Origin of the sequence: Achromobacter sp. Root565, from assembly GCF_001427425.1 — a bacterium.
Taxonomy (GTDB): domain Bacteria; phylum Pseudomonadota; class Gammaproteobacteria; order Burkholderiales; family Burkholderiaceae_B; genus Achromobacter; species Achromobacter spanius_D.
Genome location: NZ_LMGO01000001.1, coordinates 1,845,711 through 1,866,647, shown reverse-complemented (window position 1 = coordinate 1,866,647; position 20,937 = coordinate 1,845,711). Strand labels below are relative to the sequence as shown.

17 protein-coding genes are annotated in these 20,937 nt (G+C 66.9%); 9 read left to right on the top strand and 8 right to left on the bottom strand.

Annotated elements, in window-relative coordinates:
* The first annotated feature begins 123 nt into the window (after positions 1–123).
* The 4 genes from ASD71_RS08335 (at position 124) to ASD71_RS08320 (ending at position 4,315) form a co-directional block, all read left to right on the top strand.
* Complete coding sequence (locus ASD71_RS08335; RefSeq protein ID WP_056561920.1) at positions 124–1,365, top strand: aconitase X catalytic domain-containing protein; 1,242 nt, start codon at positions 124–126, stop codon at positions 1,363–1,365.
* Between the two features lie 5 nt (positions 1,366–1,370).
* On the top strand, positions 1,371–1,790 hold the full coding sequence (locus ASD71_RS08330; RefSeq protein WP_056561912.1) for an aconitase X swivel domain-containing protein: 420 nt from the start codon (positions 1,371–1,373) through the stop codon (positions 1,788–1,790).
* A 105-nt stretch (positions 1,791–1,895) separates the two neighbouring features.
* Positions 1,896–2,885, top strand: a complete 990-nt coding sequence (locus tag ASD71_RS08325; RefSeq protein ID WP_056561902.1) for a tripartite tricarboxylate transporter substrate binding protein — start codon at positions 1,896–1,898, stop codon at positions 2,883–2,885.
* A 146-nt stretch (positions 2,886–3,031) separates the two neighbouring features.
* Complete coding sequence (locus tag ASD71_RS08320; protein WP_056561901.1) at positions 3,032–4,315, top strand: cystathionine gamma-synthase family protein; 1,284 nt, start codon at positions 3,032–3,034, stop codon at positions 4,313–4,315.
* A 2-nt stretch (positions 4,316–4,317) separates the two neighbouring features.
* On the opposite strand, the gene ASD71_RS08315 is transcribed toward ASD71_RS08320, so the two are convergent.
* A complete protein-coding gene (locus ASD71_RS08315) occupies positions 4,318–5,838 on the bottom strand; it encodes an MFS transporter (protein WP_056561900.1) in 1,521 nt (506 codons plus the stop codon).
* A gap of 138 nt (positions 5,839–5,976) precedes the next feature.
* Between ASD71_RS08315 and ASD71_RS08310 the strand changes: the two genes are divergently transcribed.
* Positions 5,977–6,849 carry a LysR family transcriptional regulator gene (locus ASD71_RS08310; RefSeq protein ID WP_056561899.1) on the top strand — a complete coding sequence of 291 codons (873 nt, stop codon included), beginning with the start codon at positions 5,977–5,979 and terminating at the stop codon, positions 6,847–6,849.
* Between the two features lie 38 nt (positions 6,850–6,887).
* On the opposite strand, the gene ASD71_RS08305 is transcribed toward ASD71_RS08310, so the two are convergent.
* The 7 genes from ASD71_RS08305 to ASD71_RS08275 all read right to left on the bottom strand — a co-directional run bounded on the left by ASD71_RS08305 (position 6,888) and on the right by ASD71_RS08275 (position 16,399).
* Positions 6,888–7,574: a GntR family transcriptional regulator gene (locus tag ASD71_RS08305; RefSeq protein WP_056561898.1), complete on the bottom strand. Its 687-nt coding sequence runs from the start codon at positions 7,572–7,574 to the stop codon at positions 6,888–6,890.
* Positions 7,575–7,743: 169 nt separating this feature from the next.
* On the bottom strand, positions 7,744–8,727 hold the full coding sequence (locus ASD71_RS08300) for a tripartite tricarboxylate transporter substrate binding protein (protein ID WP_056561896.1): 984 nt from the start codon (positions 8,725–8,727) through the stop codon (positions 7,744–7,746).
* A 50-nt stretch (positions 8,728–8,777) separates the two neighbouring features.
* Entirely contained in the window at positions 8,778–10,706 is a 1,929-nt protein-coding gene (locus ASD71_RS08295; protein WP_056561894.1) for an acyl-CoA synthetase, read from the bottom strand.
* A 16-nt stretch (positions 10,707–10,722) separates the two neighbouring features.
* Positions 10,723–11,856, bottom strand: a complete 1,134-nt coding sequence (locus ASD71_RS08290) for an acyl-CoA dehydrogenase family protein (RefSeq protein WP_056561892.1) — start codon at positions 11,854–11,856, stop codon at positions 10,723–10,725.
* Positions 11,857–11,865: 9 nt separating this feature from the next.
* Positions 11,866–13,062: an acyl-CoA dehydrogenase family protein gene (locus ASD71_RS08285; protein ID WP_056561890.1), complete on the bottom strand. Its 1,197-nt coding sequence runs from the start codon at positions 13,060–13,062 to the stop codon at positions 11,866–11,868.
* Positions 13,063–13,071: 9 nt separating this feature from the next.
* Positions 13,072–14,253 carry an acetyl-CoA C-acyltransferase gene (locus tag ASD71_RS08280; protein WP_056561888.1) on the bottom strand — a complete coding sequence of 394 codons (1,182 nt, stop codon included), beginning with the start codon at positions 14,251–14,253 and terminating at the stop codon, positions 13,072–13,074.
* Between the two features lie 25 nt (positions 14,254–14,278).
* Positions 14,279–16,399 carry a 3-hydroxyacyl-CoA dehydrogenase NAD-binding domain-containing protein gene (locus ASD71_RS08275; protein ID WP_056561886.1) on the bottom strand — a complete coding sequence of 707 codons (2,121 nt, stop codon included), beginning with the start codon at positions 16,397–16,399 and terminating at the stop codon, positions 14,279–14,281.
* Positions 16,400–16,606: 207 nt separating this feature from the next.
* On the opposite strand from ASD71_RS08275, the gene ASD71_RS08270 reads away from it, so the two are divergent.
* The 4 genes from ASD71_RS08270 to sodC all read left to right on the top strand — a co-directional run bounded on the left by ASD71_RS08270 (position 16,607) and on the right by sodC (position 20,932).
* Entirely contained in the window at positions 16,607–17,539 is a 933-nt protein-coding gene (locus ASD71_RS08270; protein WP_056561883.1) for a LysR family transcriptional regulator, read from the top strand.
* Between the two features lie 56 nt (positions 17,540–17,595).
* The gene (locus ASD71_RS08265) at positions 17,596–18,828 is read left to right on the top strand and encodes an AI-2E family transporter (RefSeq protein WP_082578828.1); all 1,233 of its coding nucleotides are present in this window, start codon (positions 17,596–17,598) and stop codon (positions 18,826–18,828) included.
* 78 nt (positions 18,829–18,906) lie between these two features.
* The gene (locus tag ASD71_RS08260; protein ID WP_056561882.1) at positions 18,907–20,235 is read left to right on the top strand and encodes a DUF445 domain-containing protein; all 1,329 of its coding nucleotides are present in this window, start codon (positions 18,907–18,909) and stop codon (positions 20,233–20,235) included.
* 172 nt (positions 20,236–20,407) lie between these two features.
* Complete coding sequence (gene sodC / locus ASD71_RS08255; protein ID WP_056561881.1) at positions 20,408–20,932, top strand: superoxide dismutase family protein; 525 nt, start codon at positions 20,408–20,410, stop codon at positions 20,930–20,932.
* The last annotated feature ends 5 nt before the right edge of the window (positions 20,933–20,937 follow it).

The window sequence follows — 20,937 nt, the reverse complement described above, 5'->3', positions numbered from 1 at the left end:
TCCTTTGTGGCCGGAAAACATCTAATTGAGGAATCTGATCGGATTCCAATTTATCGCTTTTTTTGATTTAACGCCGCGATCAGAATTTGTGCCTGAGGATTCGAACGCATTGGAGGCGTGCATATGTTTCTCACGGAAGAAGAGTCGGTCATGCTGGCGGGCGGCAAGGGGCCTGCCGTGCAAAAGGCCATGGAAATCCTGGTGGCCCTGGGTGAGAGTTTTGGCGCCAAACGCCTGCTGCAGGTCAGCAATGTCCACATGGCCGGTTCGTCGGTCCTCGTCGCGGAAGAGGCCGGCACGCGCTTTGTCGAAGACATCAAGCGGCAGGGCGGCACGTTGGTCACCCGGGTGACCACGAACCCGACGGCGGTCGATCCGGTGCAGTGGCGCGAGATCGGCATTCCGGAGTCGGACAGCGCGCTGCAAACCCGCCTGACGGACGCCTATGCCGGCATGGGCGCCAACACCTGCAATACCTGTATTCCCTACCTGGTGGGCAACAGTCCGCGATTCGGCGAGCACATGGCGTGGGGCGAGTCGTCTGCGGTGGTGTACGCCAACTCGGTGTGCGGCGCCCGCACCAATCGCGAAGGAGGCCCCAGCGGCTTGGCCACCGCGCTGACGGGACGCACGCCGGAGTACGGGTTTCACCTGACGGAGAACCGCTACGGAAAACTGCTGGTCAAGGTCGAGACCTCGCTCGACGACATGACCGACTACGGCACGCTGGGCTACTTTGCCGGCCGCATCGCCGGGCAGGACACGCCGGTGTTCACGGGCATTCCCTCCGATCCCACGCTGGAGCAGTTGAAAGCGCTGAGCGCCGCGCTGGCGGCTTCGGGCGCGGTGAGCATGTTCCATGCTGTCGGCGTCACGCCCGAAGCGCCCACGCTTGAGGCTGCATTCGGTGGCGACGAGCCCGAAAAGGTGCTGGTGTTTGACGACGCCGAGAAGAAAAAGGCCGAGGCTGCGCTGAACAAGGAGCAATCGGATCACGTGGACTGGATCCTCGTGGGCTGTCCGAATGCGTCGGTGCAGGAGATCCGCGAGGTGGCCGAGGCGCTGGAGGGCAAACGGGTGCATCCGGACGTCGCGCTGTGGGTCACCACGGCCGGCGCCATGTACGCCATGGCCGATCGCATGGGATACATCCAGACGATCAAGGACGCCGGCGGGACGGTCGTGCGCGAAACGTGCCCGTTCCTGGCCCGCAGCCGCGTGATCGCGCCAGCCAAGGGCTATCGCACGCTGACCACCAACTCCGCCAAGATGGCGTTCTACGCGCCCGGCCAGTTCGGCCTGCCCACGCATTACGGCAATCTCAATCGCGTCATGCAGGCCGCCGTCAGCGGCGTCTGGAGGTAAGCGCCATGATCCAAGCCAAACGCGTCCTGACGGGGCGCAAGATCGTCAAGGGCAAGACCAGCGGACAGGCCGTGGTGACGGGAGAGGCGATCAGCTTCAACGGCGGCGTCGACAACATGACGGGTATCGTCACCGAACCCGGACACGAGCTGGAAGGCGTGAACATCGCCGGCAAGGTGCTGGTCTTTCTGACCGGCAAGGGATCGACCGGCGGCTCTTACAAGATCTACGACATGGTCTCGCGCGGCACGGCGCCGCTGGCGTTCGTGCAGGTGACGCCGGAACCGATCACGACGATCGGCGCGATCATCGGCGCCATCCCCGTCGTGGCCGGGCTGGACGAAGACCCGACCAAGGCCATCGCCACGGGCGACTGGCTGGACGTGGATGCCGACGCAGGCACCGTTGTCGTTACACCGCAATAGCAGTTCGCTCGCGGCGCCAGCCGCTCCCTTCACCGGCCTTCGGGTAGTTGCGCGTACGACGCGACGCCCGGATAGGCCGCGCACGTATCAATCAAGGAGACAACCATGACTTCACGCGCAATCATCGCCCTTGCCTTGGGCGCTTGTCTTGGCGCGGGCGCCCCGGCCGCGCACGCCGCTCAGCCCGACGCGGGCGCCGACTGGCCCACCCGCAAGGCCATCACGATGATCGTTCCCTTTGCGGCCGGCGGCAGCACGGATGCGACCGCGCGGCTCCTCGCCGAGAATCTGTCCCGGCAACTCAAGCAACAGGTGGTCGTGGAGAACCGGGCGGGGGCGGGGAGCAACCTGGGATCGAGCGTGGCGGCGCGCGCAACGCCTGACGGCTACACACTGCTGCTGGCCACCAGCACGATCGCCACCAATGTGTCGCTGTACAAGAACATGGGTTTCGACCTGCGCCGTGACCTGATTCCCGTCTCGCAGATCGCGTCGATTCCGAATGTCCTGACTGTGAACAACAACGTGCCGGCCAAGTCGCTCACGGAGTTCATCGCGCTCGTACAGAAGAAGGACGCCCCGGTGAACTACGGTTCCGCGGGCAACGGGTCGGCCTCGCATCTGTCCGGCGCGCTATTCAACGCGATGGCCAAGGGCGACATGGTCCATGTGGCGTACAAGGGCGGGGCGCCGGCGAACGTGGATCTGATGGGCGGCCAGGTGCAGGCCGTGTTTTCGCCGCTGGTGGAAGTGCTGTCTTACCTGGAAAGCGGCAAGCTGCGCGCATTGGGCGTGACCACCCCGGAGCGTTCGCCGCGTCTGCCCGATGTGCCGGCCGTGGGCGAATCGCTGCCCGGGTTCGATGTGTCGCTGTGGAACGGTGTGTTCGTGCCTGCCGGCACGCCGCCCGCCGTCGTGGATAAGCTCGCTCAGGCCTTGAAGTCGGTGACGCAAGACCCAGCCTTCCGCAAGGTGCTGCTGGATCAGGGTTCCGCGCCCACGAGCCAATCGCCGGCGCAGTTCAAGGCTTTCCTGGACCAGGAAATCGACAAGTGGGCCAAGCTGGTCAAGCTGTCCGGGGCGACGGTGGACTGACGCCGGGCGCCGCCTCTGCGCAATTCCGCTGCTGCCGGCGCGCGCACGTCACAACCTGCAATATCTCGCCCGCGCCACGGCGTTATTGTCTGGGAGATATGTGACGCGCCCGCCCGGTCGGCTGGAATACCAGAAAGAGGCACTCCATGACTTACTCGAGCTATCACAAGAAGGACATCTTCGGCCGCCCCTTGCATGCCGAAACCCAGATGATGTCCTACGGCTACGATCCCTATCTGTCCGAGGGGGCGGTCAAGCCGCCGGTGTTTCTGACGTCCACGTTCGCGTTCCGCACGGCCGAGGACGGCGCCGCGTTCTTTGATCTGGTGTCCGGCCGCAAGCCCTTGCCGCAGGGCGAGACGGCGGGGCTGGTGTACAGCCGGTTCAACCATCCAAACCTGGAGATCGTGGAAGACCGGCTGTCGCTGCTTGACGGCTCTCAGGACGCCGCCGTGACTTCAAGTGGCATGTCCGCGATCAGCGCGGTGCTGATGGCGTTTCTGCGCCCCGGCGAGCAGCTGGTGCAATCGGTGCCCCTCTATGGCGGCACCGAAACGCTGATCGGCAAGATCTTTCCGGAGTGGGGCGTGGGTTCGCATCCCGTGGCGGACGGGCTCTCGCCGCGCAGCATGCGCGCGGCGCTTGAAGCGGCGGCGGCCAAGGGGCCGGTCAAGCTCTTTTATGTCGAGACGCCCGCCAATCCGACCAACGCGCTGTTCGATTTCGAAGCCATGAAGAACGAGCTGGATGCGTTCGAGACGCGCCACGGCTACCGGCCGATCTCGGTGTGCGACAACACGTTGCTCGGCCCGATCTTCCAGAAGCCGGCGGAGCACGGGGTGGACCTGTCCGTGTACTCGCTGACCAAGTACGTCGGCGGACACAGCGATCTGGTGGCGGGGGCGGTCACCGGCAGCAAGGAACTCATCAAGAAGGTGCGCGCCATCCGCAGCGCGTTCGGGTCGCAACTGGATCCGCATTCGTGCTGGATGATCACGCGGTCGATGGAAACGGTGGTCCTGCGCATGAAGCAGGCGGCGCGCACGGCCACCCGGGTTGCCGAATGGCTGGCGGGCAATCCGCACGAAAAGGTGCAGGTGTTCCACCCGGAACTGATCGCGGATCGCGCCTACCAAGAGGTGTACAAGCGCCAATGCACCGGACCCGGTTCGACGTTTGCCTTCGTGCTGGACGGGGGCCGCGAGCGCGCGTTCCGATTCATCAATGCGCTGCATCTGTTCCGTTCGGCCGTCAGCCTGGGCGGCACCGAGACGCTGGTGTGTCATCCGGCGTCGACCACGCATTCCGGGGTGCCCGCGGAAGAGCGCGATGCCGCGGGCGTATCCGAAGGCCTGATCCGGGTGTCGATCGGCCTGGAGCACGAGGAAGACCTGATCGCGGACATGGACCACGCGTTCCGCAATGGGTGACGTCAGCCGGGTTGCACCGCCCTGCGGGCGCGGTTCAGCAGCACGAAGGCGGCGGTGCCCAGCAGCATGATCGTGGCGGTGGCGATCACCGCCGCGTAGCCCGTCTCGAAGGCGCCGCGGGCCATCTCGGTCAGCGTGGCCGCCAGGTCCGCGGGCAGGCTTTCGGCGACGACGAGCGCCTCGTCCAGGCTGTCGCGCGCCGCGCCGGTGGCCGCCACGCCCGCTGGCACGGATAGCGACTGCGCGTACACGCCCGACAGAATCGAGCCCATCAGCGTCACGCCCAGCGCGCCGCCCAGTTCATACGAAACTTCCTCGATCGACGCCGCCATGCCGGCGCGCTCCGGCGTGGCGCTTTGCATGATGGTGCTGGAGGCGGCGGTCATGGTTGCGCCGATACCCAGGCCCAGCACGCACAGGCTGATCATCTGCGGGATGACCGCCGCATCGTAGGTCAGCAGGTAGCCGGCCATGCCCGCACCCGACACCAGCAGCGACAGGAAAAGCATGCGCCGGCTGCCCACGCGTCCGAGCAGAAGGCCCGCGAGCGGCCCGGCGACAAAGGCGGCCAGCGGCAGAGGCAGGATGAAGAGGGCGGACTGTATCGGCGACATGCCCAGCACCAGTTGCAGCCGCTGGCTGAACACCAGTTCCATGCCCAGCAGCGCGGCCGCGGCAAACAGCGCGGCGGCGACGGCCGAACTGAAGGAGGCGTTTCGGAAGATGGCGAAGTCGATCAGCGGATAGGGCCGACGCCGCTGGCGGCGCACAAAGAGGGCGAGCATGGCCGCGCCCGCCGCGCAGGCCACCATCGCGTGCAGCCAGGACGGCGACGCGCGGCCCAGTTCCTTGAGCGCATAGGCGCACAGGATCATGCCCGCCATCACCTGCAGCGAGCCAGTCAGATCCCACGGACGCGACGCGTCAGGCCGGCTGGCCGCGATGAAGCGCCAGGCCAGCGGCAGGGCCAGCAGCACGATGGGAACGTTGATGAGAAACACCGAGCCCCACCAGAAATGCTCCAGCAGCAGGCCGCCCACGACGGGGCCGAGCGCCGCGCCGCCCGATGCGACCGACGCCCAGACGCCGATGGCCACGGCGCGCTCACGCTCGTCGGCAAATGCCAGGCGCAGGATGGACAGCGTGGCGGGCATCATCATCGCTGCGCCCACGCCGAGCAGCGCACGGGCCGCGATCAGGACGACCGCACCGGGCGAGTAGGCGGCGGCCAGCGACGCCGCGCCGAACACGGCCAGCCCCATCATGAAAAGGCGCTTATGGCCCAGCCGGTCGCCCAGCGTGCCCATGCCCAGCAGCAGGCCGGACACGACCAGCGCGTACACGTTCACGATCCACAGCTTGGCGGACGCCGTGACGCCCAGTTCGTGGGTAAGCCGCGGCAAGGCGGTGTAAAGGACCGTCATGTCGACGACGATCAGCAGCAAGGCGCTGGACACGATGGCCAGCACGAGCCAGCGGCCGGGGGTGGCCGCGGCAACAGCGTTCGAATGAGTCCGCTGCATGGTTCTACTCCTTTTGAAGACCGTAATTCCGGGCGCGGCGTACGCGTTCGGGATCACGGGCTGGCATTATCCATCTATATATCCGCCATAAAAAGTTTGATTGCATCTATAAAATAGATGGGTTGAAAGGAGCACACCATGCAATGGACCTTGGACCAACTACGGCAATTCGTGGCGGCGGCAGAGGCTGGGTCGTTCTCGGCGGCGGGGCGCCGCATCGGCCGCGCCCAGTCGGCGGTCAGCACGGCGGTGGGACTGCTGGAGGCGGATCTGGGCGTGGAGCTCTTTGACCGGTCGCGCCGCAACGCCGTGCTGACGGCGGCCGGGGAGGTAATGCTGCGGGAAGCGAAAGAGTTGCTGCGCCAGGCCGGCGGGCTGTCGCAGCGTGCGCTGGCGTTTGCCGGTGGCCAGGAGGCGCGCCTGTCGATTGCGCTCGACGAGGCCTTGCCGTATCTGGTGCTGGGCGCGCTGGCGCTGGAATTGGCCGAGCGCTTCCCGGCGCTTGAGCTGACCCAATTGAACGGCACCGCGACCGAGGTCGCCGATTACGTGCGGCAGGGCCGGGCCAGTATCGCCTTCCACTTCGACCGGGGCGACCCTGGCAGCGACTTTGCGCATCGTTCGCTGGGCAACGTGGCGCAAGGGATCTTCGTGGCGTCGGGCCATCCGCTGGCTGCGCTGCCGCAGGTAGCGCGCGAGGACCTGGCGCGTCACCGCCAGCTCGTCATGCAGATGGAGGGTGTGGAGGACATGGTGCTCAGTCCCACGGTGTGGCGTACCGACAGCTTCTACAGCATCGCGGGCATGGTGGCCGACGGGCTGGGCTTTGCGATCCTCCCGCTGAACATCGCGCAATACGAGAGCTTCAGCACCACGCTGACGCCGGTGCCGTGCGCGGAACTGGCGTTGCCGATGCTGTCCGTGCGCACGTTGTGGCTGCAAGGGGCCGTGTTGAACGAGACGGAGCGCTGGTTGCAGCAGCGCATGGAGCAACTGCTGCGGGCGGGATAGCGGCGCGGGGTTGAAAACTGCGTCAGACTGGCCGCGCCTCAGCTCAGCAGCGCGGCAACCAGATCGCTGCCTGTCTGCCGGTCGCCGCTGAAATCCAGCGCGGTCAGCACGTGTTCCAGGTGTTCGTCCATCAATGCGCAGGCGCGATCGGCCTCGCCGATGCGCGCCGCCTCGATGAAGGCGTGGTGCTCGCGTGACGAGCAATTGGCGTCGTGGGAGCTTTGGTACAGCACGGTGATCACCGCGCTGCGGGCGGACAGCTCGCGCAGCATGCCTGTCAGCACGGAATTGCCCACGGTTTCGGCAAGCAGGATGTGGAACTGGCTGAGCAACCGGTTACGCGCCTGCACGTCGCCGCTTTCCAGGGCCTGTCGTTCCTCGGCCAGATGCGCATCGATGCGGCGGAAGTCGGCGGTCTTGGCGCAGGTCACGAATTCACGGGCCAACGCCGCTTCCAGGATGCGGCGCACGGCATAGACCTCGCGCGCCTCGTTCGCATCGGGCTTGCTGACGAAGGCGCCCTTGTCCGGAATGATGTTGATGAGCTTGTCCTTGGACAGCATCAGGAGCGCGGCACGGATCTTGGTGCGGCTGACCTTGTAAACCCGGGCCAGGGCTTCTTCGCGCAGCCGGGTGCCGGGCGGAAGCTTGTGCGCCACGATGGCGGCGGATACTTCCTTGGCGATGTCGTCGGCGCTGGGGTCTGGCTGGACGTCCTGGATCATGAGGCGCGGCAGGGTCTGCCGGTTGCGGGAAACCGTCGGGCAGCCAGTCTAACAAAAGGCGGCCGGGGCGGGAGACATTTCTTGCATACAAATTCTGTCTGCACGCGGTGTGCGGGCCCGAGCGGCCGCGCCTTGCCTGCCGCCCCTTGTTCTCCCGGCGCTTGTCCCGCTATTTGGCCATCAGCCCCAGGTTTTCAATCAGCGCCTTTTCCTTGACGAAGGTAGCCTGCGCCCACGCCTTGTAGTCCTCGCTGCTGCGGTAGGCGGGTTCCTGATTGAGCTGTTTCATGACGTCCATGCTGGCCTGGTCGAACAGCGCCTTCTTGAACGCGTCATGCAGGATCTTCACGACCGCCGGGTCCATGCCCTTGGGTCCCGCCAGGCCGTACGGTGACGTGGAGACGACCTTGTAGCCCAGCTCTTGCGCGGTCGGCACATCGGGCCAGCGCGTGGTGCGCTTTTCGCCAAAGGTGACCAGCAGCCGCATCTTGCCGGAATCGACGAACTGGTCCCAGCCGGTGGCGTCGCTCTGCGCCATGACGTGGCCGCCCAGCAGCGCCTGCTGCATGTCGGCGTTGCCCTTGAACGGCACGTGGTTGAGCTTGACGTTGGCGTTGATGGCGATCTCTTCGATGATCAGGTGCGGCGACGAGCCGATGCCGGTCGAGCCGTAATCGATCTTGCCGGGCGCCTTGCGCGCCGCCTCGATGTATTCGTTGAAGGTCTTGTACGGCGAATCCGAGCGCACCGTGAAGCCGAAGGTGTAGCCCGACAGGCCCAGGATGAAGGTGAAATCGTTGATCGGGTCCCAGCTGCTTTTCTGCATGTAGGGCATGCGCAGCATCGCCAGCGTGTACAGGGCGATGGTGTAGCCGTCCGGTTTGGCAGTCTTGGCCATGGTCGCGGTGCCTAGCGTGCCGCCGGCGCCCGGACGGTTTTCCACGATGACGGGCTGGCCCAGGTGTTTGGAGGCGTCCTGCGCCACGATCCGCAGGTGGCGGTCGGTGGAGCCGCCGGCCGGGAAGGGCACGATCAGGGTGATGGGTTTGGTGGGAAAGTCAGTCTGGGCACTGGCGGAAAAGGGCAAGGCGGCGCTTGCCAGGGTGAGCGTCAGGGCGGCGAGGACAGCGCGTCGCAGAGGCAGTCGGGTCATGTTGTTTGTCTCCTGGTGGGTGTTGCCTGATGGTTGTTATAGGCAGCCAGTCAGTCGCGCAAGTCGACTTTGACGGGCAGCCGGGACAGCGCTTCGCGCAACTGGGCTTTCAGCGGCGCGGGCGCACCGGCGCCGGCTTCTACGGCGACATCCGGTTGCGCATCGGCCAGCACGCGGAAGACGGGATCGTCTTGCGCGCGGCCAGCCGCTTGCAGGGTGCGCGCCACCACGGCCTCGACCGCCACGGCGGTCGCCAGGCGGCGCAAATCGGGTTTGTAGATCTTGCCCACGTTGGTCATCGGCATGGTGTCCAGCACGACGACCCGCTTGGGCCGCGCCGGGCCCTCGTCCACGTGCGCAGCGGCGTAGGCCACCAATTCGGCTTCCGTTGCCTCGCTGCCTTCGGCCAGGGTGACGAAGGCAATGGGCAACTCGCCAGCGTAGGCGTCGGGGGCGCCGACCGCCGCGCAAAGCTGCACGGCCGGGTGCCTGGCAAGCGCGTCCTCAATGGTCTTGGGGTCGATGTTGTGGCCGCCGCGGATGATCAGGTCCTTGGCGCGGCCCTGCAGATGCAGGCGGCCTTCGGCATCCATGAGGCCCACGTCGCCGCTGATGAGCCAGCCGTCTTCCGTGAAGGCGCGCGCGGTGTCGTCGGGATCCAGAAAGCCGGGGATGACGTTGGGCGCCTTGATCAGCACCATGCCCGGCGTGCCAGGAGGCAGATCGCGCGCGGGCTGGCCGGCGGGCATGTCCAGGCTGACGATGCGGATCTGCACATACGGCAGCGGAAACCCCACGCAGTTGACCGGGAATTCGCAGCCGGGGGGCGAGATCGACGTGATGCCCGCCATCTCGGTCATGCCCAGGCTTTCGCTGACGTGAAGGCCGAACAGGCGCTTGAAGCGCGCGGCCAGCTCGGCGGGCAGGGGGGCGGCGCCCGTGCGGCAGTAACGGAGCGACGAAATGTCGGCGCCGGCCAGCGGCACCTCGGCCAGCGCGGCCAATATCGTCGGCACGCCCTGCAGCGACGTGGCGCGGTGCTTTTCGACAAGGCGCCAGTAATTGCGCAGCACGTCGCGGTTGCGTAGGAGCAGGGTGGTCGGGATGACGGTTTCCACGCCCGCGGACAGCGCCGCCAGCGATGCCGGCAGCACGCCCGCCACGTGAAAGAGCGGATAGCCGTTGATGACCACGTCGCCCGGACCCGCATTTTGCAGTTGCACGGCGGCCCACGCGGTAAACACCTGGTTGGCGTGAGTATGGATGGCCAGCTTGGGCGCGCCCGTGGTGCCGCCCGTGTGGAAATACGCCGCCACATCGCTTGCGCGGATGACGCGTTCGCTGACCAGCCGGTCCGGCGGCTGGGCCGCTCGGGCGGCGTTGAAGTCCAGCGCGAAGTCCGGCAGCGTGGGGCGATCCGCTGCGGCTTCCTGCCACGGCGCCACGCGAAGCAGCGTTTTCAGCGTTGGCACACGGTCCATCAGGCGCAGTGCCTTGGACCACGAGCCGCACTCCACGTCGGACCCATACGCGATCAGCGCCTTGGCGCCGGCCGTCGCCATCAGCGACGCCAGCTTGTCTTCGGTCAGCAGCGGATTGAGCGGCTGCACGATGCCCGCTGCCTCGCCGCCCCACAGGGCCAGGTGGTATTCCAGGCAGCCGGGCAGCAGCACGCCCACGGCGTCCCCTTCGCGGATGCCCAGGCCGTGCAGCAGGTTGGCGGTCTGGTGGATGCCGGCCAGCAGGTCGCGGTAGGTCCAGCTGATGGCTGCGTCGGCAGGATCCGCGCTGCGCAGGAAGGTCAGCGCGCGCCGGTCGCCGAACGCGGCCGCGGAATTGCAGAAGATCTCGTAGGTGCTCTGCACCGTCAGCGTTTCTTCCAGCGGCCGTGCCTGCAGCCGCTGGACGTCCTGCGCGGAGCGCACGGGGAAGGGCGCGGAGAAGGGGCGGGAGAGGGTGGCGGAACGGGATTCGATCATGGCCGTGCGTCCGCGCTCATGCCTGTCCCAGCGCAATGTAGCGGCGCAGGTGGTGGTCTTCGTCGCCCAGCTGATGGTCGATCATGACCAGGCGCTTGGCGTAGTGCGCCAGCGGCAGCTCCCAGGTCATGCCAATGCCGCCATGCAGCTGGATGCACTCCTCGGCCACCAGCGTGCCGATGCGCCCGATGGTGACCTTGGCGGCCGACAGCGCGCGCTCGCGCGCGACGCGGTCGGGCAGGTCGACGGCGGCGGCCGCGTTGATGACGGCCGAGCGCGCCTGCTCGATCTCCAGGAGCACGTCGGCCATGCGATGCTGCAAGGCCTGGAAGCTGCCGAGCGGCGCGCCGAACTGGCGGCGCGTGCGCAGGTATTCCAGCGTGGCGTCGCGCGCGCAGTCCATGGCGCCCACGGCCTCCGCGCACAGGGCCAGGATGCCGCGGCCCACGGCGCGTTCCAGCAGCGCGTGGCCGGCGTCCGCGTCGCCCAGCAATGCGCCGGGTCCGAGCTGCACGTTGTCCAGCACCAGCTCCGCGGCGCGTCCGCCGTCGATCAGGCCATAGCCCCGCAGACTCAGGCCGGGCGTCGCCTTGGTCATTAGAAAGAGGCTGATGCCGGCCTCGTCATCGTCGGCGCCCGACGTGCGCGCCGACACCAGGAAGATATCGGCGTGTTCGCCCGCGTAAACGACGGCCTTGGCTCCGTTAAGCACCCATCCGTCGGCGCTGCGCTGCGCGCGCGCCTGCACCTGGTTGAGGTCGTAGCCGGATTGCGGCTCGGCGTGGGCCAGTGCAGCGGTCAGGCTGCCGGCGATCAGGCCTTCCAATGCCTCGCGTTGTTCGGGCGTGCCCGCTGCGGCGATGGCGCTGCCCACCATCACCGCGTCCAGGAAGGGTTCGACGACCAGACCGCGGCCCAGCGCTTCAAAGACGACAGAAATGTCGAAGCCCGCGCCGCCCAGCCCGCCATCCGCTTCGGTAAACAGCGCGCCGATGGCACCCAGCTCCGCGTAGCGTTGCCAGAACTCGGCGCTGTACCCCTGCGGCGATTCGGCGTGCCGCATGCGGGTGGCAAAGTCATACTGCTCGGCGACAAAGCGGCGCAGCATGTCCGAGAGCATGCGCCGGTCTTCGGTGTGTTCGAAATTCATGGCCAGCCCTTACAGTCCCAGGATCATCTTCGAGATGATGTTCTTCTGGATTTCATTGGAGCCGCCGAAGATCGACAGCTTGCGGTTGTTGAAGTACTGCGCGGCGGCGCTGTTGGCGCCGTCCGGGCCGATGGGCGGCGCGTCGTAGCCGTCGTGCAGCGCCTCGGGCACAAAGGGCCGCGCATACGGGCCCATGGCGCGGCGGTTCAAGGCGCTGATCTCCTGGCGGATCTGCGTGCCGCGGATCTTCAGCATCGAACTCTCCGCGCCAGGCGCGCCGCCGCCGGCCACGGCCGCCACCACGCGCAGGTTGGTCGTGCGCATGTTGGCCAGTTCGATCTCGACGCGCGCCAGCCGCGCGGCGAAATCGGGGTCCTCGGTCAGCGGGCGGCCATGCCGCTTCTGGCGCGCGGCGACCGCCTTCAGACGTTCCAGCGCGGCCGTGGACTGACCCACGCCCGCGATGTTGGTGCGCTCATAGGTCAGCAGATACTTGGCGCACGTCCAGCCGCGGTTTTCTTCGCCCACCAGGTTCTCGACGGGCACGCGCACGTCCGAGAAGAACACCTCGTTGACTTCGTGCTCGCCATCCAGCGTGATGATGGGGCGCACTTCGATGCCCGGGCTGTTCATGTCGATCAAGAGAAAGCTGATGCCCTCCTGGCGCCGGCCTTCCTGAGAGGTCCGCACCAGGCAGAAGATCATGTTGGCGTACTGGCCGAGCGTGGTCCACGTCTTCTGACCGTTCACGACGTAGCTGTCGCCGTCGCGCACGGCCGTGGTCTTGAGCGATGCCAGGTCCGAGCCCGCGCCGGGTTCGGAGTAGCCCTGGCACCACCAGTCCGAGCCGTCCAGAATGCGCGGCAACCAGTAGCGGCGCTGCGCCTCGGAGCCGTACTTGATCAGCACGGGTCCCAGCATGCTTAGACCGAACGGCACGATGCGCGGCGCGTTGGCCAGCGCGCATTCGTTGTCAAAAAGGTATTTCTGGGCGGCCGTCCAGCCGGTGCCGCCGTATTCCTCGGGCCAGTGCGTGGCCAGCCAGCCTTGCGCGTTCAGGATCGCGTGCCATTCGGCCATGTCGTCGCGCGTCAGCAGCTTGCCTTCGCCAACCTTGTCCGCCAGACGCCGGGGCAGCTTGGCGTCCAGAAAGGCGCGCACCTCGTCGCGGAAGGCGACTTCTTCAGGGGTGAATTCCAGATCCATGCGGGTCTCTCAGTAGATTTCAAACAGGCCGGCCGCGCCCATGCCGCCACCGATGCACATCGTGACGACGGCGTAGCGGGCGCCGCGGCGGCGGCCTTCAATCAGGACGTGGCCAGCCAGCCGCGCGCCGGTGACGCCGAACGGGTGGCCCAGCGCAATGGAGCCGCCGTCCACGTTCAGGCGATCCATGGGGATGCCCAGCTTTTCCTGGCAATACAGCGCCTGCGACGCAAACGCCTCGTTCAGTTCCCACAGGTCGATGTCCTGCACCTTCAGACCGTGGCGCGCCAGCAGCTTTGGCACGGCATAGACGGGGCCAATGCCCATTTCGTCCGGCTCGCAGCCGGCGATGGCAAGGCCCCGGAACGCACCCAGCGGGCGGATGCCGGCGCGCTGCGCCTCGCCCGCTTCCATCAGCACGCAGGCGGCCGCGCCGTCCGATAGTTGCGAGGCATTGCCCGCCGTGACGAACTGGCCTTCACCCCGTACGGGCGCAAGGCCGGCCAGCGCCTCGTAAGTCGTGCCGGGACGGTTGCAGGTGTCCTTGTCCACCGTCACTTCGCGTTCGGTGACGGCGCCGGTGGCGCGGTCCGTGACGGACATGGTGGTGGTGACCGGAATGATCTCCTCGCGGTAGTGGCCGGCGGCCTGCGCGGCCTCGGTGCGCGCCTGGCTTTGCGCGGCAAAGCGGTCCTGCGCTTCGCGGCTGATGCCGTAGCGGGCGGCCACGATGTCGGCGGTCTCGATCATGGGCAGATAGAGTTCGGGCTTGTTGGCGACGATCCACGGGTCCATGCCGCTGACGCCGTCGTCGCGGGTGCGGATCTGCGACACCAGCTCCACGCCGCCCGCGATCACGGCCGGTGCGCCGTCCATCACGATGCGGCTCGCGGCCGACGCGATCGCCTGCAGGCCGGATGCGCAATAGCGGTTGATCGTCGCGCCGCCCACGCTGACCGGGAGTTCCGCGCGGATCACGGCCTGGCGGCCGATGTTGCGTCCGGTGGCGCCTTCCGGATAGCCGCAGCCGATGAACGCATCTTCGATCAGCGCGGGGTCAATACCGGCGCGATCCACGGCGGCGCGCACGGCGTGCGCGGCCAGCGTGGGTCCGGCGATCAGGTTGAATTCGCCGCGCCCCGCCTTGGTGATGGGGGTGCGGGCAGTGGAAACGATGACGGCTTCACGCATGTGGGTTCCTCGGGATGTATTCGGATCAGGCGGCGTTCAGGCTGCCGAAGGTGCGGCCGGACTCGGCCAGTTGCACGAGTAGCGGCGACGGCTTCCAGAACGCAGGATCTTCCTGCGCATAGTTGCGGATGTCGGCAAGAATGCTGGGCAGTCCTACGGTGTCGGCGTAGTGCATCGGACCGCCGCGGTGGCGCGGAAAGCCGTAGCCGGACAGGAACACGACGTCGATGTCGGACGGGCGCAGCGCGATGCCCTGGTGCAGCACGTTTGCCGCTTCGTTGACCATCGCGGCCAGGTAGCGGCGCAGGATGTCATCCTGCGTAAACGGGCGGGGCGTGATGCCGGCACGGCGGCGTTCTTCGTCGATGATGGCAAGCACTTCCGGGTCGGGCGTGCCCTGGCGCGCGCCGTCGGGGTACAGATAAAAGCCGCGGCCGGTCTTCTGACCAAACCAGCCGCGCTCGCAGAGGCGGTCCGGAATCTGCACATAGCGCAACGCCGGGTCGCGCGTGGCGGCGCGGCGCTTGCGCGTCGCCCAGCCAATATCGCCGCCGGCCAGATCGGCCATCTGGTAGGGGCCCATCGGATAGCCGAACGCGCGCACGGCGGCGTCGATGTCATAAGGCGAGGCGCCGTCTTCCATCATCATGTCAGCCGCCTGCCGGTGCACGGCCAGGATGCGGTTGCCGATGAAGCCGTCGCATACGCCCGCGCGCACGGGAATCTTGCGCAGCCGGCGCGCCAGCTCGAAGCCGGTTGCCACGGTGTCCGGCGCGGTGTGGCGGCCCACCACGACCTCCATGAGCTTCATGATGTTGGCCGGCGAGAAGAAGTGCAGTCCCAGCACGTCGGCCGGTCCGCGCGTCGCTTCGGCGATCCGGTCCACGTCAAGGTAAGAGGTGTTGGTGGCCAGCACGGCGCCGGGCTTGGCGACGCGGTCCAGTTGCGCGAAGACCGCCTGCTTCACAGCCATGTCCTCAAAGACGGCTTCGATGATGAGATCCGCTTCGCCCAGCGCGTCGTAGCTGGTGGCGCCGGTGTAGCGCGCCAGGCGTGCGGCCCGTTCGTCGGCGGTGATCCGGCCTTTGTTTACCAGCAGGTCGTACACCTGTTCGACGCGCGCGCGGCCCCGCGCCAGCGCGGCCTCGTCCTGCTCCACCATCACTACCGGCAGTCCCGCATCCAGCACCGCCACGGCAATGCCCGCGCCCATCGTGCCGCCGCCGATGATGCCCACGCGATCAAGGCGGCGCGAGCGCGCTTCCTTCAGTTCGGGGATCTTTGCGGTTTCGCGCTCGGCAAAAAACGCGTGAACCAGCGCGGCGCGCTGCGGGCTGTCCAGACATTGCAGGAACAGTGCGCGCTCGATGCGCAGACCTTCGTCAAAGGGCTGTTCGATGGCCGCGCGCACCGCGTCCACGATCTTGGCGGGCGAATAGAGGCCACGCGTGGTGGCGGCGACGCGTTCGGCGGCGGCATTCACTACCGCCAGTTGCGCCGGCCGGTCTGCCAGGGCCTCGGCCGCGTCACGCGTGCGGCGCGGGCCGGCATTCAGCGCCAGCAGTTCGCGCGTGTAGGCAAGGCCCGCGTCCAGCGGATCCTCCTCAGAGGAAAGCACGTCGACCAGCCCCGAGGCCAAGGCGGCGTCGGCGGGCAAGTGCTTGCCGGTCAGCATCAGGTCCAGCGCGGCCTGAGCGCCCATCAGGCGGGGCGCGCGCTGCGTGCCACCCGCGCCGGGCAAGAGGCCCAGGTTCACTTCCGGCAGGCCCAGCTTGGCGCTGGCCAGCGCCACGCGATAGTGCGCCGCCAGGGCAATCTCCAAACCGCCGCCCAGCGTTGCGCCGTGCAGCGCCGCGACGACAGGCTTGGCGCTGGCTTCGATCTGATTGCAAAGGTCGGGCAGCAGGGGCGGCTGCGGCGGCTTGCCGAACTCTCGGATATCCGCGCCCGCGATGAAGTTCTTGCCCGCGCCCAACAGCAGAATCGCGCGGACCCGCGTGTCCGTCTGCGCCTGCGCGATGGCATCGGACAAGTCACGGCGCACGGTGGCGCTCAGTGCATTCACGGGGGGGTGGTCGATGACGACGACCAGTATGTCTTCGTAGCGGCGCGTCTGGGCCGCGCCGGTGCTTGCGCTGTCTGTCATGGACAGTGTCTCCAATGATGCTTCCTGCTCGCGCGCCGCGCCGGCCTGCCGGTGCGCCGACGCCTTGCGCGAACGGAGCCTGGCGGGCCAGGGGGTGGCCCGTCTCTTATGGCTTTATTCTTTCGCAGCAAAGATGTCTTGACAATGGCATCGATAATTGACACTCCGGACAAGAAAATTTGACAATGCTCGGCAAGGAGCGCCGCCATGGACACCAAATCCCTCATCTTGCTTGTCGAAATCCTGGACGCAGGCAACCTCAGCGAGGCCGCGCGCCGTCTGAAAATGACGCGAGCCAACGTCAGCTATCACCTGAGCCAACTCGAGCGTTCGGTCGGCATGCAGCTCGTGCGGCGCACGACGCGGCGCGTGGAACCCACTGAGATCGGGCTGAAGCTGTACAAGCACGGGCGCAGTATCCAGGACGAACTGGCCTCCGCGCGCGAATCAGTCGAAACGCTGGGCAAGACGCCGCAGGGCAAGGTGCGCCTTAGCGTGCCCAGCGGCTACGGGCAATTCGTGATGACCCCCTGGCTGCTGGAGTTCAAGAAGACGTATCCCGACATCGTGCTGGACGTACTGTTTGAGAACAGCGTCGAGGACCTGCTGCGCGACGAGGTCGACATTGCCGTGCGCATCATGTCCGAACCGCCGCAGCACCTGGTCGCGCGCGAACTGGGCCAGGTCCGCTACGTGGCCTGCGCGTCACGGGACTACGCCGACAGCCACGGGCTTCCCCAGCGGCCCGAAGACCTGGCCGGAACGCCGGTGATCAGCGCCGCCGTGATCGGCCGGCCGCTGCGCCTGTCCGCGTACTACGGCGGCCAGCCCCGCCAGCATGTGGTGCTGGAACCCACCGTCATTTCCCGCAACTATGCGTTCCTGCGCGACGCCATCCGTGCGGGCCTCGGTGTCGGGGTGGTCCCGGACTACGTGGTGCACGAGGACATCGCGCGCGGCGAACTCGTGCCCGCGCTGACCGATTGGCGCTTAAGCATTTTTGGGCGCGGCATGTATATGCTGTACATGCCCAATCGCCACCATCCGCGGGCGCTTGCGATGATCATTGAATTCATCCTGGAGCGGGCGCAGCGGCGGCACGATGGCGAGCCGGGCCTGCTGGCAATCAGCAGCGGCTGAACCCGCCGGGCACGCAACTTGCGGACGGCCTTCGCAAATTGGATGTGAGGGGAAAGATGGAGAGCGCAACGCCCGTGGTCACTTCGCCGCAGCGGGAAGGCCCAGAACCCGTAGCGGCCCAGGCCGCCGACAAAGGGACCGATCTGGCGGGGGAAAAGACCGAACCTGCCGAAGAGAAAGTAACGGCGCAGGACGCTGGCCTCATCAAGCCGCCGGCGCCCACGCCGCTCGTGCGCGTCAGCGGCTTCTGTCTGGTGACGCTGACCGTCCTGGCCGTCTTGTTCGGATTGAAGGCAGCGCAGGAATTCATCGTTCCGGTGGTCATGGCGATCGTGGTCGCCTACACCTTGGATCCTGTCGTGACCCTGCTGGAGCGATATCGAGTACCTCGCTCCCTTGGTACCGTCCTCGTGATGTCGGCCATCGCCGTCGGGATCGTGGGCGTGATCTACGTGACGCAGGATCAGGTCGCCGACATGATCAACGCGCTCCCCGAGATATCGAGCAAGCTGTCCCGCACGCTGGGCGGGCTCCTGAGCGGCGACGGCTCCCTGATGGAAAAATTGCGCAACGCAGCAAGCATCCTGCAGGAGTCCGGCGCGCCGAAGCCCGGCGGGCGCGTCGTCGTTGCCAAGTCGGACGGCGGCCTGAGCGACATTCTGCTGTGGGGTTCCAAGGGCCTGGCCACCTTCGTCGGACAGGCCACCATGTGCGTGTTCCTGGTCTTCTTCCTGCTGCTGTCGGGCAACGCGTTCAAGCGCAAGTTCGTGAAGATGGCCGGCAAAACGCTGTCGCAGAAGAAAATCAGCGTGCACATGCTGGACCAGATCAACAACTCGATCCACATGTACATGGCGATGATGCTGGTCACCAATGTGGCTCTGGGGCTGTTGTCCTGGCTCGCCTTCCGCTTGCTCGGGCTGGAAAACGCCGCGACCTGGGCGGTGGTGGCGGGCGCGCTGCACATCATTCCGTATTTCGGTCCGCTGATGACGGCGGTGGGCACCGGCATCGCGGGGCTAGTCCAATTTGGGGAGCTCGGCCCGGCGCTGGCTATCTCCATGAGTTCGGTTGGGATTGCGCTGCTGATGGGGGTGGTCATCACCACCTGGATGTCCGGGCGCATCGCGCGGATGAACGCCGTGGCTGTGTTCATCCTGCTGCTGCTCTTCACGTGGCTGTGGGGCATCTGGGGAACGCTGCTGTCCGTGCCCATTGCCTTCATCGTAAAAGTGGTGGCCGATCACATCGAAGGGCTGGAGGCAGTGTCGGAGTTCTTGAGCGAGTAGGGCGGGTGGCGGTGTCCGGCCACAATGGCCGGGCCGCTTTCGATTGGTATGCTCGGGGCTTGCACCACCGGATCCTTCATGACCGATACCTCCCATTCCCAACGAATCGCCGGCGCGCGCACCGGGCCGGATGCCGATGCACGGCGCACGCAACTGCGCCGCATGAAGATCGGGGCGCTGGCGCTGCTGGTCGCCATGGTCAGCGGCTTCATCACCAGTCACGTCATGGGCGGGCAGGGCGCGTGGGCGTGGGTGCGGGCGTTCTGCGAGGCGGCCACCGTTGGCGCGCTGGCCGACTGGTTCGCGGTCGTGGCGCTGTTCCGGCGCCCGATGGGCCTGCCCATCCCCCACACCGCCATCATTCCCAGCAACAAGGACCGCATCGGCGACAGCCTGGCGATCTTCGTGCGCGATCATTTTCTGGATCCCGACACCCTGATCGAAAAGCTGCGCGTCTTCGACCCGGCCGCGCGGCTCAGCCGCTGGCTGGCCCGGCCCGCGCAGGCGCACGCCCTGAGCGATGGGGCGCGCCGTGTCGCACTGCAGACGCTTGACCTGCTGGACGATCGGGCCGTGCGCGGCGTCATCCAGGAGTTCGTCGTCAGCAATCTGCGCCGCTGGGATGCGGCCGCCACCGCCGGCGAGGTGCTGGGCCTCCTGACCCGCGACGGGCGGCACCAGGAATTGCTGGACGCGGCGATGGAACGCCTGGGCGGCTACCTGGCCGAGGAAGACGTCAAGGAACGCGCCTCGACCCTGCTCGTGAAGTTCGCCCGTAAGGAATGGCCGCGCATCATCGCCGCGGTCGACGTGGTCAAGTCGGTCGACAACATCGCTGACAATCTGGCCGACCGCCTGGCGCGCGCCCTAGTCGAAGAGTTGCGCGACGTCCTGTCCGAGCCCGACCACCCCGTGCGCCGCGACTACGAGGCATGGGTGATGAACTACATCGAACGCCTGAAGACCGATCCCGCGCTGGCCAGCCAGGTCGAAGCCTTGAAGCAGCGCGCCATCGACCATCCCAAGGTCCAGGAATACGTTCAGGGCCTGTGGGACGACATCCATGCGGCACTGCGGCGCGACCTGGCGGATGAACACTCCGCGCTGGCCGCGCATCTGGAAAGCGCGCTGCTGGCGCTGGCCCGCAAACTGGGTGAGGACCCTGGCCTGCGCGAAGCCATCAACAACCACATCCTGGGCGGCGCGCGGCGCCTGACAGGACGGCTGCGTGTTGGCGTCACCGAGCACATCTCGCGCACCGTCAAGAACTGGGACGAGCGTCATCTGGTCGACGAACTGGAACTGAGCGTGGGTCGAGATCTGCAATACATCCGCTTCAACGGCACGCTGGTTGGCGGCCTGATCGGCGTGCTGCTGCATGCGGTGGTCCTGATGGTGAACGGCTAGGCATGGTCTTGGGCCGCTGCCCACACCGTGTCACAAGCTTGTATCAGGAACGAAGTTTTCTGGCGGACCGCCCGGCCCCGGTGCTATCTTCATCTGCGCCGCCGGCTGCGCGAGGCGCGCCTTGTACCGATGGCCGCCCGCAGCTTGCGGGCATCTTTCCAGGAGGCAATTCATGAAGAAATTCTCGATGCTTGTCACGGCGCTGGCATTGGCGGGCGCGTCCAGCGCGGCGCTGGCCGAAGACGTCTCGATGTCGTTCCTGACGCCAGATGGCGTCGGCAAGAGCGCCGGCACCATCACCCTGAAAGACACCAAGGAAGGGCTGCAATTCACGCCCCACCTCAAAGGCCTGCCCCCCGGTGAGCGCGGCTTTCATGTCCACGAGAAAGGCTCGTGCGAGCCCGGCCCGGTAAGCGGCAAGACCGCGCCGGGTGGCGGCGCGGGCGGGCATCTGGATCCCAAGGCCACCAAGGCGCACAAGGGACCGATGGCCACCGATGGACATCAGGGCGACCTGCCGTTCCTGACAGTCGCGGCCGACGGCAGTGCGACGAAAACCGTGCTCGCCCCGCACCTGAAGCTGGCTGATGTGAAGGGCCGGGCGCTGATGATCCACGCCGGCGGCGACAACTACAGCGACAAGCCCGAGCCGCTGGGCGGCGGAGGCGGACGCATCGTTTGCGGCGTGGTGAAGTAGGGGGA

What these genes read in the sequence shown, in the direction of transcription:
- ASD71_RS08260 (WP_056561882.1), top strand. Translation starts at nt 18,907, where the DNA reads ATGACCGATACCTCCCATTCCCAACGAATCGCCGGCGCGCGCACCGGG.
- ASD71_RS08280 (WP_056561888.1), bottom strand. Translation starts at nt 14,253, where the DNA reads ATGCGTGAAGCCGTCATCGTTTCCACTGCCCGCACCCCCATCACCAAG.
- ASD71_RS08305 (WP_056561898.1), bottom strand. Translation starts at nt 7,574, where the DNA reads ATGATCCAGGACGTCCAGCCAGACCCCAGCGCCGACGACATCGCCAAG.
- ASD71_RS08335 (WP_056561920.1), top strand. Translation starts at nt 124, where the DNA reads ATGTTTCTCACGGAAGAAGAGTCGGTCATGCTGGCGGGCGGCAAGGGG.
- ASD71_RS08300 (WP_056561896.1), bottom strand. Translation starts at nt 8,727, where the DNA reads ATGACCCGACTGCCTCTGCGACGCGCTGTCCTCGCCGCCCTGACGCTC.
- sodC (WP_056561881.1), top strand. Translation starts at nt 20,408, where the DNA reads ATGAAGAAATTCTCGATGCTTGTCACGGCGCTGGCATTGGCGGGCGCG.
- ASD71_RS08320 (WP_056561901.1), top strand. Translation starts at nt 3,032, where the DNA reads ATGACTTACTCGAGCTATCACAAGAAGGACATCTTCGGCCGCCCCTTG.
- ASD71_RS08325 (WP_056561902.1), top strand. Translation starts at nt 1,896, where the DNA reads ATGACTTCACGCGCAATCATCGCCCTTGCCTTGGGCGCTTGTCTTGGC.
- ASD71_RS08330 (WP_056561912.1), top strand. Translation starts at nt 1,371, where the DNA reads ATGATCCAAGCCAAACGCGTCCTGACGGGGCGCAAGATCGTCAAGGGC.
- ASD71_RS08310 (WP_056561899.1), top strand. Translation starts at nt 5,977, where the DNA reads ATGCAATGGACCTTGGACCAACTACGGCAATTCGTGGCGGCGGCAGAG.
- ASD71_RS08275 (WP_056561886.1), bottom strand. Translation starts at nt 16,399, where the DNA reads ATGACAGACAGCGCAAGCACCGGCGCGGCCCAGACGCGCCGCTACGAA.
- ASD71_RS08315 (WP_056561900.1), bottom strand. Translation starts at nt 5,838, where the DNA reads ATGCAGCGGACTCATTCGAACGCTGTTGCCGCGGCCACCCCCGGCCGC.
- ASD71_RS08290 (WP_056561892.1), bottom strand. Translation starts at nt 11,856, where the DNA reads ATGAATTTCGAACACACCGAAGACCGGCGCATGCTCTCGGACATGCTG.
- ASD71_RS08285 (WP_056561890.1), bottom strand. Translation starts at nt 13,062, where the DNA reads ATGGATCTGGAATTCACCCCTGAAGAAGTCGCCTTCCGCGACGAGGTG.
- ASD71_RS08270 (WP_056561883.1), top strand. Translation starts at nt 16,607, where the DNA reads ATGGACACCAAATCCCTCATCTTGCTTGTCGAAATCCTGGACGCAGGC.
- ASD71_RS08265 (WP_082578828.1), top strand. Translation starts at nt 17,596, where the DNA reads ATGGAGAGCGCAACGCCCGTGGTCACTTCGCCGCAGCGGGAAGGCCCA.
- ASD71_RS08295 (WP_056561894.1), bottom strand. Translation starts at nt 10,706, where the DNA reads ATGATCGAATCCCGTTCCGCCACCCTCTCCCGCCCCTTCTCCGCGCCC.